The sequence below is a fragment of the Rhizobium sp. AP16 genome (genome assembly GCF_000281735.1).
GTDB lineage: Bacteria > Pseudomonadota > Alphaproteobacteria > Rhizobiales > Rhizobiaceae > Rhizobium > Rhizobium rhizogenes.
Map to the genome: position 1 here is coordinate 99,029 of NZ_AJVM01000023.1, position 15,699 is coordinate 114,727.

14 protein-coding genes are annotated in these 15,699 nt (G+C 61.1%); 10 read left to right on the forward strand and 4 right to left on the reverse strand.

Going from position 1 to position 15,699, the window contains the following annotated elements:
* Positions 1-86: 86 nt before the first annotated feature.
* Together PMI03_RS11580 and mgtE are read left to right on the forward strand one after the other, a co-directional pair.
* Positions 87-1,100, forward strand: coding sequence for a zinc-binding alcohol dehydrogenase family protein (locus PMI03_RS11580; protein WP_007693186.1), 1,014 nt, complete (start codon positions 87-89; stop codon positions 1,098-1,100).
* Positions 1,101-1,453: 353 nt separating this feature from the next.
* On the forward strand, positions 1,454-2,827 hold the full coding sequence (mgtE, locus tag PMI03_RS11590) for a magnesium transporter (protein ID WP_007693187.1): 1,374 nt from the start codon (positions 1,454-1,456) through the stop codon (positions 2,825-2,827).
* Between the two features lie 52 nt (positions 2,828-2,879).
* Here the strand turns inward: mgtE and PMI03_RS11595 are convergent, their stop codons facing one another.
* On the reverse strand, positions 2,880-3,353 hold the full coding sequence (locus tag PMI03_RS11595; RefSeq protein ID WP_007693188.1) for an Lrp/AsnC family transcriptional regulator: 474 nt from the start codon (positions 3,351-3,353) through the stop codon (positions 2,880-2,882).
* Between the two features lie 145 nt (positions 3,354-3,498).
* Here PMI03_RS11595 and PMI03_RS11600 point away from each other — a divergent pair, with 145 nt between their 5' ends.
* Positions 3,499-4,401, forward strand: a complete 903-nt coding sequence (locus PMI03_RS11600) for a DMT family transporter (protein ID WP_007693190.1) — start codon at positions 3,499-3,501, stop codon at positions 4,399-4,401.
* Between the two features lie 89 nt (positions 4,402-4,490).
* Here the strand turns inward: PMI03_RS11600 and PMI03_RS11605 are convergent, their stop codons facing one another.
* Both PMI03_RS11605 and PMI03_RS11610 read right to left on the reverse strand, forming a co-directional pair.
* Entirely contained in the window at positions 4,491-5,018 is a 528-nt protein-coding gene (locus PMI03_RS11605) for a GNAT family N-acetyltransferase (RefSeq protein ID WP_012651160.1), read from the reverse strand.
* Positions 5,019-5,023: 5 nt separating this feature from the next.
* Complete coding sequence (locus PMI03_RS11610; protein ID WP_007693192.1) at positions 5,024-6,688, reverse strand: electron transfer flavoprotein-ubiquinone oxidoreductase; 1,665 nt, start codon at positions 6,686-6,688, stop codon at positions 5,024-5,026.
* Between the two features lie 297 nt (positions 6,689-6,985).
* On the opposite strand from PMI03_RS11610, the gene PMI03_RS11615 reads away from it, so the two are divergent.
* Positions 6,986-7,774 (forward strand): SDR family oxidoreductase, encoded by a 789-nt coding sequence (locus tag PMI03_RS11615; protein ID WP_007693193.1) that lies wholly within the window; start codon positions 6,986-6,988, stop codon positions 7,772-7,774.
* 143 nt (positions 7,775-7,917) lie between these two features.
* Here PMI03_RS11615 and PMI03_RS31630 read toward each other — a convergent pair whose 3' ends face one another.
* Positions 7,918-8,052: a hypothetical protein gene (locus PMI03_RS31630; RefSeq protein WP_256367187.1), complete on the reverse strand. Its 135-nt coding sequence runs from the start codon at positions 8,050-8,052 to the stop codon at positions 7,918-7,920.
* A gap of 148 nt (positions 8,053-8,200) precedes the next feature.
* Here PMI03_RS31630 and PMI03_RS11620 point away from each other — a divergent pair, with 148 nt between their 5' ends.
* The 6 genes from PMI03_RS11620 to PMI03_RS31635 all read left to right on the forward strand — a co-directional run bounded on the left by PMI03_RS11620 (position 8,201) and on the right by PMI03_RS31635 (position 15,553).
* Positions 8,201-9,445, forward strand: a complete 1,245-nt coding sequence (locus tag PMI03_RS11620) for an efflux RND transporter periplasmic adaptor subunit (RefSeq protein ID WP_007693194.1) — start codon at positions 8,201-8,203, stop codon at positions 9,443-9,445.
* Entirely contained in the window at positions 9,442-12,561 is a 3,120-nt protein-coding gene (locus PMI03_RS11625) for an efflux RND transporter permease subunit (protein ID WP_007693195.1), read from the forward strand. Before PMI03_RS11620 ends, PMI03_RS11625 begins: the two co-directional genes overlap by 4 nt.
* 243 nt (positions 12,562-12,804) lie before the next feature.
* Positions 12,805-14,094: an Hsp70 family protein gene (locus PMI03_RS11630; RefSeq protein WP_007693197.1), complete on the forward strand. Its 1,290-nt coding sequence runs from the start codon at positions 12,805-12,807 to the stop codon at positions 14,092-14,094.
* 55 nt (positions 14,095-14,149) lie between these two features.
* Positions 14,150-15,040: a uracil-DNA glycosylase family protein gene (locus PMI03_RS11635; protein WP_007693198.1), complete on the forward strand. Its 891-nt coding sequence runs from the start codon at positions 14,150-14,152 to the stop codon at positions 15,038-15,040.
* A 100-nt stretch (positions 15,041-15,140) separates the two neighbouring features.
* Positions 15,141-15,374 carry a hypothetical protein gene (locus PMI03_RS30960; RefSeq protein WP_080515856.1) on the forward strand — a complete coding sequence of 78 codons (234 nt, stop codon included), beginning with the start codon at positions 15,141-15,143 and terminating at the stop codon, positions 15,372-15,374.
* A gap of 14 nt (positions 15,375-15,388) precedes the next feature.
* A complete protein-coding gene (locus tag PMI03_RS31635) occupies positions 15,389-15,553 on the forward strand; it encodes a hypothetical protein (protein WP_007693201.1) in 165 nt (54 codons plus the stop codon).
* Positions 15,554-15,699: the final 146 nt, after the last annotated feature.

The following is a 15,699-nucleotide window of genomic DNA, read 5'->3' on the forward strand; positions in this document are numbered from 1 at the left end:
GGTACTACGTATATAATTTGTGCATTCTTGCATCTTCCGATCATAAGACGCATCTGGATCCTGTGCAACAAAGACAGGAGTTTGCCATGCGTGCCATCGCCTACAAGATCCCGCAGCCCATTTCCGCCGAGACGTCGCTTCTCGACATCGACCTCCCGACACCCGAAGCCAAGGGCCGCGATCTCCTGGTCGAAATCAAGGCTGTGTCCGTCAATCCCGTCGATGTCAAAGTTCGCGCCAGCGCCGCCCCTGCCGAGGGCGAATACAAGGTACTCGGCTGGGACGCCGCAGGCATCGTCAAGGCAGTCGGTCCCGACGTCACCATGTTCAAGCCCGGCGACGAAGTCTTCTACGCCGGCGCCATCAATCGTGGCGGCTCGAACGTCGAGTTTCATCTGGTCGACGAACGCATTGTCGGCGCCAAGCCGAAGAGCCTTGATTTCGCAGCTGCTGCTGCCTTGCCACTGACCTCGATCACCGCTTACGAGACCTTATTCGACCGCCTCAAGGTTCAGGACCCGGTTCCGGGTGCTGCCAATACCATTCTCATCATCGGCGGTGCGGGCGGCGTCGGCTCGATCGCCATTCAGATCGCCCGGGCGCTCACCGGCCTCACCGTGATTGCCACCGCCTCGCGGCCAGAAACCCAGACCTGGGTGAAGGAACTCGGTGCCCACCATGTGATCGATCACTCCAAGCCGTTGGCCCCGCAGATCGAAGCTCTTGGCATCGGCGCCCCCGCCTTCGTCTTCTCGACCACCAACACCAGCGATCATATTGCCGCGATCCTGGAGATCATCGCGCCGCAGGGCCGCTTGGGGCTGATCGACGATCCGAAGGTGCTCGATATCGTCCCCTTCAAGCGCAAGGCGATCTCGATCCATTGGGAGATGATGTTCACCCGCCCGCTCTTCAATACGGCCGACATGATCGAGCAGCACAGGCTGCTGACCAAGGTCGCCGATCTGGTCGACACCGGCAAGATCCGCACGACGCTGACCGAAACGCTGGGCACGATCAACGCTGCCAATTTGAAGAAGGCACATGCGCTGGTCGAGACCGGCAAGATGAAGGGCAAGGTCGTCCTGGCCGGTTTCTGAGGCTCATTCCTTCGCTCAAACGGCCGGGTGCAGAACGCCCGGCCAAGCCATTTTTGATCCTTCTGAAATAGTGATTGCTGCAATGCAAAAGTCGTTGGCCGTGCAATCGAATTTTTTCTGCGACATTATGGCATTAACCGTCTCTGCCACTTGACTTTTCGCCACTTCGGAGCGACTTCTGCCCCATGTGGGGAACGGCGTTTTCCATACCGATTAACCGGAGCCATCTTACGATGCCTAGCGACAGTAGTAGTCGATTGCCTTTGCCGTCAGTGGCCTTCGTGCAGTAACCGACTCCTGTCGGCTCGCCACGATCCGCCGCGACGGCAGATCGACTGGAAAGGCGAGCTATAATGAACATCAACAGCTTTCCTGTGCGGGCCGGCAATGCCGCTCGTGCATTCATCAATAACAACCGCGCCGTCACCATCGCGGAACGTGTCGAATCGCTGAATGCGATCGACGCGAAGGAAGCCGCACGCATCCTCGCCAAAATGCCGGAGGAACGCGCCGTGCGTATCCTCGACCGGCCGGAACTGCGCAACGCCTCTGCCATTCTCGAGGTCATGAGCAATGCCGACGCCGCACGGCTGCTGCATGGCATGTCCAACGACCGCGTGGCCGACGTCCTGCTGGAACTGGACGGTGACGCGCGCACCCGGCTGTTTGCCACCCTCGATGAGCCGGTTCGCGTTGCGATCCAGGGCCTGATGGGCTACCCGCCGCGCACGGCAGGCGGCATCATGACGACAGAGTTCGTCAGCGTATCCGCCAGCTGGACCGTCGCCCAGACGCTCGACCATGTTCGCCAGGTCGAACGCTCCCGCGAAACCGTCTATGCGATCTATGTGCTGGACGACGAAACGCAAGCGCTGCTGCATGTCGTGACGCTGCGCCGCCTCATCACCGGCGAGCCCGACGCCTGCATCCTGACGGTCGCGCAGAAGGGCACGCCCGTCACTGCGCCCGCGCTGATGAAGCAGGAGGATGTCGCTCGCCTGATCCGCCGCCATGACCTGCTCGCGCTGCCGGTTGTCGACGAAAACTGTCGCATGCTCGGCATCGTCACGGTCGATGACGTCATCGACACGATGATTGCCGACACGACGGAGGCAGCTCAGAGGTTCGGCGGTATGGAAGCCCTCGGCCAGCCCTATATGAAGATCGGCTTTGCCGGCATGATCCGTAAGCGCGCCGGCTGGCTCGCCGCCCTCTTCCTCGGCGAAATGCTGACGGCAAGCGCCATGCAGCATTTCGAAGGCGAATTGGAAAAGGCCGTCGTGCTGACGCTGTTCATCCCGCTGATCATGAGCTCTGGCGGCAATTCCGGCTCGCAGGCGACCTCGCTGATCATCCGGGCACTGGCGCTCGGCGAACTCAAGCTTTCGGACTGGTGGCGTGTCGCCCTGCGCGAGCTGCCGACCGGCATGGTGCTCGGCTCCATCCTCGGTCTTGTTGGCTTCGCCCGCGTCGTGCTTTGGCAGACCATCGGCCTGTTCGACTACGGCCCGCACTGGCAGTTGGTCGGCCTGACCGTCTTCGCCGCACTGATCGGTATCGTCACCTTCGGCTCGCTTGCCGGCTCGATGCTTCCGTTCCTGCTGCAGAGACTGCGGCTCGATCCGGCCAGCGCATCGGCTCCGGCCGTTGCAACGCTGGTCGATGTGACCGGCTTGGTGATCTACTTCTCGGTCGCGCTGCTGATCCTCAGTGGCACGATGCTCTGAGGGCAATCGAAATCCTGATATCGAAGGGGCCGGCGACGGCCCCTTTTTCGTTTCAGAGCGGCTGAGGCAGCTTCAGGGCGCCATTGGTCTTGAGAGTACGGATGGCGAAATTCGAGCGCAGGTCGGAGACACCGGGCAGCACGAGAAGCTTTTCCGACATCACCTTTTCATAGGCCGCCAAATCCTCCACCACGACCTCGGCCAGAAAGTCGGCCGTTCCTGAAATCAAATGGCAGGAAACGATCTCGGGAATCGCAAGCAATGCCGCCTGCTGCGCCTCGGAATTTTCCTTCGAATGATGCCCGACCTTGAGCTCGACGAAAACCGTCAGGCCGAGACCTGCCGCCTTGCGGTCGATATCGGCGCGGTAGCCGCGCAGCAAACCGGATTTTTCCAGATTGCGGATGCGCCTCAGACAGGGCGACGGAGAGAGGTTCACTTTCTCGGCGATCTCGACATTGGTGGCGCGCGCATCCTCCTGAAGACAGTTGAGGATGGCAATATCGAATTTATCCAGTTTTGGCATTTTTGCGAAATCCAACTGCTTAAATTGGCATATTATGGTTCATAGCATGTTCCATGAGCTATAACTAGCAAGGACATGCCTCGGCCTCCGGCGCTATCTTTTTTTCAACCGGATGATGATCCGGACGGTTAGAAAGGATATGTCGATGACCGCTTTGACCTTCTCCTCCCGCAAGACGATGCCCGCCGCGATCGGCTATGCCGGCGCCATCATCACCGTGCTGATCTGGGCCAACTGGATCCTGGCCACCCGCCACACCGCTGAAACACAGATGAGCACGATCGACCTCGGCCTGATCCGCTACGGCATTCCAGCGCTGGTGCTCTCCCCTGTCTGGCTGCGCACCGGCCTGCTGCCGAAAGGCGTGCCGCTGAAACTCCTGGCGCTAATGGTCTGCGGCTCTGGCGCGCTGTTCTTCCAATTGACCACCTTCGCCATCCACTTCACACCCGCCGCCTCGGCCGGCATCCTGCTCGGCGGCTCGATGCCGCTGGCGGCCGCGCTGATCGGTGTGCTGCTGTTTCGTGAGCGTCCGGATATCACCCGCTGGCTCGGCCTTGGCGGCATCGTCGCCGGGGTCGTCATTCTTCTGGTGCGCAGCCTTTCCGGCGCCGAGGTATCCTGGATCAGCTTCACCCTGCTGCCGCTCGGCGCGCTGCTCTGGGCCGGTTACACCCACGCCTTCCGCCGCTCCGGCCTGAACGCCGTCCAGTCGAGCGCCATCATCGCCGTCTGGTCGTTCCTCATCCACGTCGGACTGGCTTTCATCTTCGGCAGTTCGCTCGCCTCCATCCCGCTACCCGAAATCGGTTTGCAGATCGTGAGCCAGGGCCTACTTTCCGGCCTCGCCGCCACCCTCGCCTACGGCCTTGCCGTCCAGGCTCTGGGCGGTACGCAAGCCGCCGCCTTCACTGCCATCACCCCGGTACTTGCCACCTTCGGCGGCGGGCTGCTGCTGGGCGAGCCACTCGGCATGGCCGAAATCTCGGCGGCGGTGGTTACGGGATTGGGTGTCGCGCTGTCGACGGGGCTGTTGTCACGGAAATGAGCACATCAGCAGTAGTATAGGGAAAGATTGAAGGCTGCCATTGGCAGCCTTCGACATTAAGTACCTTGGAATTGCCGCACTATCTTAACTCAGAACCACAGCGCCATCGCAACCCGGCGAGCCGGGTCGGCGCCATGCTCGACCTCCCTTTCCAGGATCCGCGATAGCTCCGCAGACCTCTCGCCATCATCCAATATGCGGAAGCCAAGCGAGGCATAGAATGGCGCGTTGAAGGGGACATGACGGTCCGTCGTCAGCGTGACACCCGATGCGCCGCGCGCCCGCGCTGTCTCGACGGCAGCCTGCATCAAGCGACGCCCGACGCCCTTTTTCTGCCAATGCCGGATAACATCGATTTCGGCAATATGGACAGCATCTGCCATCGCGATCCCTGCGAGGAAGCCGAACGGCTGGTCCAGCGCATCGGCTGCGACGAACAACAGATCCGCCTCCAGGGATTGCCGGAGCACATCGATCGGCAGGGACGTCGGTTCGCAGGCAACCGCGCCGGCATCGTGCAGTGCCCAAAACGCGTCCACCTCGATGGCGGCCAGCAGGTGCAGTTCGGCCGGGCGAGCCAAGCGTATCGTGTAGATATCCCGCCCGGTCTCCTCCATCCCGATCACATATTCGGATAGACCGGCCCCTCGCCGCCTTGCGGCGGGACCCAGTTGATGTTCTGGTTGGGATCCTTGATGTCGCAGGTCTTGCAGTGGACGCAGTTCTGGGCGTTGATGACGTAGGTCTCCTCGCCGTCCTTCTCCACCCATTCATAGACGCCGGCCGGACAGTAGCGGGTCGAGGGGCCGGCAAAGATATCGTGTTCCGAATTCCTCTGCAGCGCCATATCCTTGACCTTGAGATGAACCGGCTGGTCTTCCTCATGATTGGTGTTCGACAGGAACACCGAGGAGAGACGATCGAAGGTGAGGACGCCGTCCGGCTTCGGATAGTCGATCTTCTTGTGCTTGGCCGCCGGCTCCAGCGACTGGGCGTCGGTCTTGCCGTGCTTCAGCGTGCCGAAGAAAGAGAAGCCGAGGAGCTGGTTCGTCCACATGTCGAGGCCGCCGAGTGCCACGCCGACCGCCGTGCCGAACTTCGACCACAGCGGCTTGACGTTGCGCACGCGCTTCAGATCCTTGCCGATGTCGCTTGCGCGCCATTCGTTCTCGATCTCGATGACTTCGTCATTGGCGCGGCCGGCGGCGATTGCGTCTGCAATCTTGTCGGCAGCCAGCATGCCCGAGAGCACCGCATTGTGGCTGCCCTTGATGCGCGGCACGTTGACGAAGCCGGCCGAACAGCCGATCAGCGCCCCGCCGGGGAATGACAGCTTCGGCACCGACTGATATCCGCCCTCGGTGATGGCGCGGGCGCCATAGGAAATGCGCTTGCCGCCTTCAAACGTGCCGCGAATGGCCGGATGCGTCTTGAAGCGCTGGAATTCCTCGAAGGGATAGAGATAGGGGTTCTTGTAGTTGAGGTGCACGACGAAGCCGACGGCAACCAGATTGTCTTCCAAATGATAGAGGAAGGACCCGCCGCCGGTCTTCATGCCGAGCGGCCAGCCGAAGGAGTGCTGCACGAGACCCTGCTTGTGGTTCTCGGACTTGACCTGCCAGAGCTCCTTGATGCCGATGCCGAACTTCTGCGGCTCGCGGTCTCTGGACAGATCGAACTTGGCAATCAGCTGCTTGGCGAGCGAGCCGCGCACACCTTCGCCGATCAGCACATATTTGCCGAGCAGCTCCATACCGCGGGTATAGTTCGGGCCGGGCTCGCCATTCTTCTCGATGCCCATATCGCCGGTGGCGACACCGATGACGGCGCCGTCGTCATTATAGAGCACTTCAGTCGCGGCAAAGCCGGGATAGATATCGACGCCCAGCGCCTCCGCCTTTTCGGCGAGCCAGCGACAGACATTGCCGAGTGAGACGATATAATTGCCGTGATTGTTCATCAGCGGCGGCATGGCGAAATTCGGCAAGCGGATGGAACCGGCGGGACCCAGAAGCATGAAGTGATCGGCCGTCACCTCGGTCTTGAAGGGATGCCCCTCCTCCTCGCGCCAGCCAGGCAGCAGCCGATCGATACCAACAGGATCGACGACGGCGCCCGACAGGATATGCGCGCCGACCTCGGCGCCCTTCTCGAGCACGACGACCGTCAGGTCCGGATTGACCTGCTTCAGCCGGATCGCCGCCGACAGGCCCGCAGGTCCCGCCCCGACAATCACGACGTCGAATTCCATGCTCTCGCGTTCAGGCAGCTCGCTGGCGTCAGTCATTCACTCTCTCCGATTGGCCAGGCTCCAATTGAACCGGATGCGCGGCCTTGTCCCCTTTGGGCGTCTTCCCCATTTCGATTATCTCTTGTCAAAACGGGAGAGGATTGTCGAGCCGGGAAGCGACAGGCAATCCTCCAATTCACCCAACACGGCAATCACGTTAAATTACGCTTACGTTAACGTCAATATTTTAACCCGTATTTCGCTGTCGTTTGTTGGCATTCAACTTTCAAAAGCAGTTTGCGACGCTCTATAAATTCCGCCTGAAAGACTCAAACACTGTGAAGGATGAACAGGATGGATCTCGGCATCAAGGGTAAGCGGGCGCTGGTTCTCGCCTCGTCCAAGGGATTGGGTCACGGCATCGCAGTGGCGTTGGCGCGTGAAGGAGTCAATGTCCTGCTTTGCGGCCGCAGCGGCGAACGGCTGGAAGCTAATTGTAAGGCCATCAATGCCGAAGGCAAAGGCCGGGCCGACTGGATCTGGGCTGATCTCAACGACGAGAACTTCGTAGACGTCGTCAGCAAGGCGGTTACCGACAAGCTCGGCGGCCTCGACATTCTCGTCAATAATAGCGGCGGGCCGACGCCGGGGACGACGGAGGATATAACCGCCGAGCGGCTGGAGACTTATTTCCTGTCCATGGTGGCGCGGATCATCACGCTCACCAATACGCTGTTGCCAGGCATGAAGACGCAAGGATGGGGGCGTATCCTCACCGTTGCCTCCTCCGGCGTCATCGAGCCGCTCTCCAATCTGGCTCTGTCCAACACGCTGCGCCCCGCGCTTGCCGGATGGAGCAAGACGTTGGCGACAGAAGTGGCGGCGCATGGGATCACCGTCAACATGCTGCTGCCGGGCAGCATCGCCACCGACCGGCTGGCCGACCTCGATAATGCCGCGGCCAAACGCAGCGGCAAAAGCCTGGAGGACATCAGTGCCGAGCGGCAACAGCGCATCCCCGCCGGCCGCTACGGCCGCGTCGAGGAATTCGCCGCCACCGCAGCCTTCCTCTGCAGCGAACCCGCAAGCTATGTGACCGGTTCGATGATCCGCTGCGACGGCGGCGCGGCGCGGTCGCTCTAAATAACAACTTTCACGCGCTAGAAGAGGCGGACTGAAACCACCAAAGGCAACACAATTGCGTGAGTAACAGCGAGTCTCGTCATGGCGGCGGGACTCGCCACTTCAAGATAAACCCAGCAAAAATCGGCTTCGCCTCAGTTTTATTACATGGCGGCAATCAAAAAATAGTCATTTCGATCATTTGCTGCGCTGCGAGAAGCGTCGTGCCGGCAAAGCTTTCCAAGCTTTAATTTTTCACCACCGCGAACTGTGGTAAATTGCGGCGGAATGGCGTTCATGAATTCGCGTTATAGGGACAGAATAACCGAACGTTAGCGGTAACGGCGATGTGAGGAGTTGCAGCGAAACCCATCTTTGTTTGCGCCGCAACAAATCCACTTCGAAGTCATCGCATTTCCCGCAACTCGCCTCGACCGGTTCTTAAATATGAAGAAATTCTGGCTCTCTCTCGGCCTTCTCGTTATTGCCGCCTTTGCAATATGGAATTACCGCGACCGTATTCCCTTTATGTCCGCTTTCGTCGACAAGGCATCCGCCAAAACCGAGGACAGCGCCAAGACGGCGGATGCCGGCGGCCATGGCAAACGCCAGGCCGCCGCCCAGGTCGTCAAGACCGTGGCGGTCACGAAAACGACGTTGGCCAACGATGTTACCGCCACCGGCTGGGCCGATGCGCAGGATACGACGACGATCGCCGCGCAGGAATCTGGCATCATAGTCTCGATCGAAGCCCAGGACGGCGCCATGGTCAAAGCCGGCGATCTGATCGCCAAACTTGATCCGCGCACGGCCCAGGCCTCGGTCGACAAGGATCAGGCGACGCTGGCCAAGGATCAGGCAACCCTGACCCAAGCCGAATCCGCCCTCACCCGCGCCAAGAGCCTGTTGAACGGCGCCGGCACGCAGCAGACATTGGACCAGGCCGTCGCGGCGCGCGATACCGCAGTGGCGACGGTCAACGGCGACAAGGCGCAGCTCGCTTCCGATCAGGTCCTGCTCGAGAACACCCAGATCCGCGCGCCCTACAACGGCCGCCTTGGCGACGTCGCTCTCAGCGTCGGCGCCTATGTGAGCCCCGGCACGGCGATCGTATCGATCGCGCAGTACGATCCGATCTACGTCAAGTTCCATCTGCAGGAGAGCCATCTTCGCGAACTGGAAGAAGCGATGAAGACGGGCTCCGTGCCGGTCAGCACCGTTCCCCGGTCGGAGCAAGGCAAGTCGCGCCAAGGCGCGATGAGCTTTTATGACAACCAGGTCGACGCCGCGTCCGGCACCATCCTCGCCAAGGCGAAGTTCGACAATGCCAATGGCGCAATCTGGCCCGGCCAGTCAGTCAATATCGTCGTGCATTTCAACGACAGCCAACCAGTCATCGTCGCGCCCACGGTCGCAGTCAGCCCCGGTGCCGAGGGCTTCTACGCCTTCGTCGTCAAGGACAATAAGGTTCATATGACTCCGGTCACCGTCGCCCGCCAGAACGGAGGCTTCACCGCCGTCGCCACGGGTCTTTCAGAAGGCGACCATGTGGTGGTCGAAGGCCAGGTGCAGCTCAACGACGGTCAGAGCGTTGTCGAACAGTTCAACGACGGCAAATCTCAGAATGTCGCCTCGGCCGACGGCGAGTCGGGTCAGAAAACCGAAACGATCACGGTTGGAGCACAGCAATGATACCCAATTTCTGTATCCAACGGCCGGTTGCGACGACACTTCTGGCCCTGGGTGTAGTCATGGCCGGCTTGGCCGGCTATCAGCTCGTGCCCGTGGCGGCCCTGCCCCAGGTCGACTTTCCCACCGTCAACGTTACCGCTCAGCTGACCGGCGCCTCCCCGCAAACGATGGCGACCTCGGTTTCGACGCCGCTGATCAAACAGTTCGAAACTATCCCCGGCATCAGTGAAATCTCGTCGACGAACTCGCTCGGCAATACGAGCATCGTTCTGCAGTTCGACCTCAGCCGCGATATCGATGCGGCCGCCGCCGACGTCCAGGCGGCAATCTCGAATGCGACGCGCCAGTTGCCCGACAATCTGACCGTGCCGCCGAGCTATCGCAAGACCAATCCGGCCGATGCGCCGATCCTGCTCTTGGCCGTACAAAGCGATACGATGCCGCGCAGCAAGCTCGATGAAATCGCCGAAGACATCATCTCGCCGTCGCTGTCGACCATTTCCGGTGTCGCCCAGGTGACCGTCTATGGCGCGCAGACCTATGCCGTGCGTGTCGAAGTCGATCCGAGCAAGCTGCAGGACCGCGGCATCGGTATCGATACCGTCAACACCGCGCTTGCCAACGCCAACAGCCAGGTTCCAATCGGCACTCTGCAGAACAAATCGCAGAGCATGACGGTCAACGCCAACACGCAGCTGCTCAACGCCCAGCAGTTCCGCACGCTGGTCATCGCCAACCCCAATGGGGCGCCGATCCATCTGAGCGATGTCGCCGACGTCCAGGACAGTGTGGAAAATACCAATACGGGCTCCTGGTATGACGGCAAGCGGGCGATCATTCTCGCCGTCCAGCGTCAGCCGGACGCCAACACCGTCGACGTGGTCGATGCGATCAATGCCAAGCTGCCGCAGCTGCACGCGGAAATCCCGGCTTCGGTGAAGACGAGCATCATGAACGATTCGGCACAGCCGATCCGCGATGCCATCGCCGACGTCAAATTCACACTGATGCTGACGATCAGCCTTGTGGTCCTGGTCATCTATCTCTTTACCGGCAAGCTGATGGCAACGATCATTCCGGGTCTTGCCGTGCCGCTATCGCTGATCGCGACATTCGGCATGATGTATGTGCTCGGATACAGCGTCGATAACATCTCACTGCTAGGATTGACGCTCGCGGTGGGCCTTGTGGTCGACGACGCCATCGTCATGCTTGAAAACATATTGCGGCACGTCGAAGAAGGCATGCCGGTGCTGCAGGCGGCGATCAAGGGCTCGGCGGAAGTCAGCTACACCATCATCTCGATGTCGATCTCGCTGATCGCGGTCTTCATTCCGATCCTGCTGATGGGCGGCGTGGTCGGTCGCATCTTCAACGAATTCGGCATGGTGGTCGCCATCGCCATCGTGTCATCGGCGATCGTCTCCCTGACCGTCACGCCGATGCTCAGCTCCCGGCTTTCCAACGACCACCGCCCGCCACCGCTGCCGGTGCGCCTCTTCAATATCGGCTTCGACTGGGTCCAGCGCGGCTACGACAGGGGTGTCGCCTGGTGTCTGCGCAACCGTGGCATCGTTCTTCTCTGCTTTGCCGGCTCGATCGGTCTCTCCGTGTACCTGTTCATGGTGCTGCCGGCGAGCTTCTTCCCGCAGGAAGATATCGGCCGCCTGCAGATATCCACCCAGGCCCGTCAGGACATTTCCTATACGGCCATGCGCGATCTGCAGAATCAGGCGGCAGCGGCCATCAAGCAGAACCCCGCCGTTGCGCATGTCATGTCGATCGTCGGCGGCAATGCGCGCCAGCCGTTGAACAACGGCACGATGTTCGTCGAGCTGAAGCCGAAGGATCAGCGTGAGCCCCTGGATACGACGTTGCGTGAACTGCGCGCCAGCATCGGCAAGATCGCCGGTATCAAGGCCTTCATCACGCCACAGCAGAGCCTTCGTTTTGGCGGCCGCCAGACGGCCAGCCAGTATCAGCTCGTCGTCCAGGCGCTGAGTGCCGACCAGACCAACCTCTGGGCCAACAAGATCGAAGACAGCATGCGGCGCGATCCGCGCTTTACCGACGTGACGTCGGACGAGCAGAATAATGCGCTTCAAGCCAATATCGTCGTCGATACCGAAAAGGCGGCGGCCTACGGCATCAATAACAACCAGTTGCGCACCACGCTGGAAGAGGCTTTCAGCAGCTACGAAGCCGCTCAGATCCAATCCACCGGCGATAGCTACGACGTCATCGTCGAGTTCGACACCAGCAAGCCCTGGGATGACCAGAAGCTTCAGGAGATCCAGATCGCTTCGGCAAGCGGCGCTCTCGTTCCGCTGTCGAACTTCGCGCATGTCGAACGCACGACAGGTCCGGTCACCATCAACCAGACCGGACAGCTCGTTTCGACCACCGTGTCCTTCAACCTGCCGGCCGGCGAAGCACTCGGCGACGCCACCGCTCAGATCGAACAGATCAAGAAGGATCTCAATGTGCCGGCGGACGTCTTCACGTCCTACGGCGGCACCGCCCAGATCTTCCAGCAGTCGCAGGGCAGCACGCCTTACCTGATCCTTGCCGCCGTGCTGACGATCTATGTGGTGCTCGGCGTTCTCTATGAAAGCTTCATCCACCCGCTGACCATCCTTTCCGGTCTGCCGGCCGCCGCCCTCGGCGCGCTGCTCGCCCTGAAGCTCTTCGGCTTCGACCTGTCGATCATCGCGCTCATCGGCCTCTTGATGCTGATCGGTATCGTCAAGAAGAACGCGATCATGATGATCGACGTGGCGCTGGAAACGCTTCGATCGACCAGCGGCATATCGCCCGCGGAAGCGATCCATGAAGCCTGCGTGCGCCGTTTCCGTCCGATCATGATGACGACCTTCTGCGCCCTGCTCGGCGCGCTGCCGATCGCCGTCGGCGGCGGCGCCAGCTCGGAGCTTCGCCAGCCGCTCGGTATCGCCGTCGTCGGTGGTCTCGTCGTCTCGCAGATCCTGACGCTGTTCATCACGCCGGTCATCTTCCTCGAGATGAACCGCCTGAACGACTTCGTCGGCCGCCTCGGCAAGCGCAAGGAGAAACCGCCGCACGAAGAGGAAACGCCGACCGCCATCGCGGCCGAGTGATAGATAACGGGCGCCGAGAGGGCGCCCGTTTCGCTTTGGCGCGGTCTCGAACTCAAGGACGGCGCGGCGAAAAGCGCAAGGCCGTTTCCGGATCGGATCCCACCCAAATAAATCCTCCTTCCAGTCTTGCGCTTGCTATCCAGCCATGCCATGACGCGCCCTCTTTCAGACAGGGGCGCGTCGCGCGTTCCATGAGGGGCATCGGTCCCATTCCATAAAATTTCGACAGAAGGGAGTGCGGGCATGGCTCGGGCGCTTGGTCTTGACTTCGGCACAACGAATACGGTTCTGGCTCTGGCCGACGGTCCAGCGACGCAATCGGTCGCCTTCACCAGTGCGGCCGGCACGGCGGACAGCATGCGTACCGCACTGTCTTTCATGAAGGATCCGGGATTGGGTGCCGCGGCCCTGAAGGTCGAGGCGGGGCATGCCGCCATCCGGCAGTTCATCGACAATCCCGGCGACTGTCGCTTTCTGCAATCGATCAAGACCTTTGCCGCCAGCGCGCTCTTCCAGGGCACGCTGATCTATGCCAAGCGCCATACGTTCGAAGATCTGATGGAGATCTTCGTGCGCCGCCTGCGCGCCTATGCCGGCGATGGCTGGCCGGCGGAGGTCGGCCGCATCGTTGCGGGCCGGCCGGTGCATTTCGCCGGCGCCAATCCTGATCCGGAGCTTGCCACCGCACGCTACAACGAGGCGCTATCGCGCTTCGGCTTTCCCGAGATCCATTATGTCTACGAGCCGGTGGCAGCCGCCTTTTACTTCGCCCAGCATCTGAAGACGGATGCGACCGTGCTGGTCGCCGATTTCGGCGGCGGCACGACGGACTATTCGCTGATCCGCTTCGAGAGCCATGCCGGCCGGCTGACGGCGACCCCCATCGGCCATTCCGGCGTCGGCATCGCCGGCGACCATTTCGACTTCCGGATGATCGACAACATCGTCTCGCCGGAGATCGGCAAGGGCAGCTACTTCAAGAGCTTCGACAAGCTGCTGGAAGTGCCCACCTCCTACTACGCCAATTTCGGCCGCTGGAACCAGCTTTCGATCTTCAAGACCTCGCGCGAATATGCCGACCTGAAGAAGCTGGTGCGCAGCAGCATGGAGCCGGACAAGCTGGAAACCTTCATCGATCTCGTCGAGCATGACGAGGGCTATCCGCTCTATCAAGCGGTGTCGGCGACGAAGATGGCGTTGTCGGCCGAAGAGGAGGCAGAATTCAATTTCCCGCCGCTCGGCAAGGCTGGCCACAAGACGGTGCGCCGCGCCGATTTCGAGCGCTGGATCGGCGACGATCTCACCCGCATCGAGGGCGCGCTGGATGACGTGCTGACCAGGACCAACACGTCTCCCGACACCATCGACAAGGTGTTCCTCACCGGCGGCACCTCCTTCGTGCCGGCGGTGCGCCGCATCTTCACGGAGCGCTTCGGTCAAGAGCGGATCGAGACCGGCGGCGAATTGCTTTCGATCGCCCACGGTCTCGCCCTGATCGGCGAGCGCGACGACATCAGCCAGTGGACGGCGTGAGAAGGAAGGGAACTCAGCACTTCCCCTGCCCTGCCTGGTTGGTTACAGTTCACCCATGATCTCCGCCAACGACCTCTCGCCAGCCGAACTCGCCGCCCTTCTGCATTTTCATGCGGATGCCGGCGTGGAGTGGCTGCTGGAAGAGGAGGCCGTCGACCGCTTCGCCGAGTTCGAGGCGATGAAAGCCGCTCGGCAGGGTGCGCGGGCGGCACAGCCGCGTGTCGAGACACCGCAACCCGCAGCACGGCCGGCACAGCAACCGGAGCGCCGTCAGGCTGCGCCAAAGGCGGCCGCCCCTGCAGCGAAGCCCCGCAGCGCGCCTGCCATTCCCGACGAACAAGCCGTCGAGCAGGCCCGCTTCGCGGCCGAAAGCGCGCGGTCTCTCAGCGAACTCAAGACGGCGCTCGAGGCTTTCAACAGCTGCAATCTGAAAAACAGCGCCCGCTCGACCATCTTCGCCAGCGGCGCTCCCGAAGGCCGGATCATGGTGATCGGCCCGATGCCGAGCGCCGATGACGACCGCGAGGGTGCGCCCTTTGCCGGGCGGACGGGACTGTTGCTCGACAAGATGCTCGCCGCCATCGGCCTCAAGCGCAACGATATCCTGCTCACCAATGTCATTCCCTGGCGGCCGCCGGGCAATCGCGCGCCGTCGGCGCCGGAAATCGAGATCTGCCGTCCCTTCATCGAGCGGCAGATCACCCTTGCCGAGCCGCAAGCCCTGCTGCTGCTCGGCAATTTCACGGCGCGCCACTTCTTTGGAAGCAACGAAACGATCCATGGCCTGCGCGGACAATGGCGGGACGTGACGATATCCGGCCGGGCGATACCGGCGATCGCCAGCCTCCATCCCCAGGAATTGCTCACTGCCCCAATCAACAAGCGATTGGCCTGGAACGACCTGTTAGCCTTCAGAACGCGCATCGACGCCGAAGCCAGAGGCTAATTTTTTAGCAGCATTAACGGAATATGAAAGCTGTCATGCATATCTTGCATAGCAGCACTCCAATTGCGTGCATTGCGAAATCAATGTTGCACTGCAATATATGGTGCGTGTCTTGGGAGGAATTTTGAAAGGAACCAAGGCCGTGACTGCACGTTTTCGACCTATCCATTGCGGGTTTGATACCCTGCGCCGCGCCATCTTGCCTGCGCGCGCCACTAGCGGCCATCGCAGCGTCGGCATTGCCGCTAATGAGCAGATGACTGCTCGCGGCACCGGGATTTCCGCGCGTGTTGCCCGCCCAACCGCCATATTCGCCGATTTTCGTCAGTGCTGAAGAGGGATCATATCATGTCTGCAGGATTTCGTTCCCTCTTTACCTTCCTCGATACCGTTGGGCATATCGGCTCAGCGGTGCGCGCGGCGGAAGAGTTCGAGCGCTCCCGCGGCCTGCATAAGGTCGCAAAGCGCGAAATGAGCCCCGCATATGCAGCGGCGGCCGGCATTCCCCTATAAGTTTGAAAAGGGCGGGATCGATGATCCCGCCCTTTTTCGTTTCGGATTTTCATCATCAATTTTCATGAAGTACGCGCCGGGCTTAGCCCGGCGTTTTTTCTTTGGATCATTCCTTCGGCGTGGCGTCCGCCACAACGGCTTTTTCC

Excerpts from the sequence above, each read along its gene's own strand:
- mgtE (WP_007693187.1), top strand. The coding sequence starts at position 1,454 with ATGAACATCAACAGCTTTCCTGTGCGGGCCGGCAATGCCGCTCGTGCA.
- PMI03_RS11600 (WP_007693190.1), top strand. The coding sequence starts at position 3,499 with ATGACCGCTTTGACCTTCTCCTCCCGCAAGACGATGCCCGCCGCGATC.
- PMI03_RS31635 (WP_007693201.1), top strand. The coding sequence starts at position 15,389 with ATGTCTGCAGGATTTCGTTCCCTCTTTACCTTCCTCGATACCGTTGGG.
- PMI03_RS11595 (WP_007693188.1), bottom strand. The coding sequence starts at position 3,353 with ATGCCAAAACTGGATAAATTCGATATTGCCATCCTCAACTGTCTTCAG.
- PMI03_RS31630 (WP_256367187.1), bottom strand. The coding sequence starts at position 8,052 with ATGAACGCCATTCCGCCGCAATTTACCACAGTTCGCGGTGGTGAAAAA.
- PMI03_RS11605 (WP_012651160.1), bottom strand. The coding sequence starts at position 5,018 with ATGGAGGAGACCGGGCGGGATATCTACACGATACGCTTGGCTCGCCCG.
- PMI03_RS11630 (WP_007693197.1), top strand. The coding sequence starts at position 12,805 with ATGGCTCGGGCGCTTGGTCTTGACTTCGGCACAACGAATACGGTTCTG.
- PMI03_RS11635 (WP_007693198.1), top strand. The coding sequence starts at position 14,150 with ATGATCTCCGCCAACGACCTCTCGCCAGCCGAACTCGCCGCCCTTCTG.
- PMI03_RS11610 (WP_007693192.1), bottom strand. The coding sequence starts at position 6,688 with ATGACTGACGCCAGCGAGCTGCCTGAACGCGAGAGCATGGAATTCGAC.
- PMI03_RS11580 (WP_007693186.1), top strand. The coding sequence starts at position 87 with ATGCGTGCCATCGCCTACAAGATCCCGCAGCCCATTTCCGCCGAGACG.
- PMI03_RS11620 (WP_007693194.1), top strand. The coding sequence starts at position 8,201 with ATGAAGAAATTCTGGCTCTCTCTCGGCCTTCTCGTTATTGCCGCCTTT.
- PMI03_RS11615 (WP_007693193.1), top strand. The coding sequence starts at position 6,986 with ATGGATCTCGGCATCAAGGGTAAGCGGGCGCTGGTTCTCGCCTCGTCC.
- PMI03_RS11625 (WP_007693195.1), top strand. The coding sequence starts at position 9,442 with ATGATACCCAATTTCTGTATCCAACGGCCGGTTGCGACGACACTTCTG.
- PMI03_RS30960 (WP_080515856.1), top strand. The coding sequence starts at position 15,141 with ATGGTGCGTGTCTTGGGAGGAATTTTGAAAGGAACCAAGGCCGTGACT.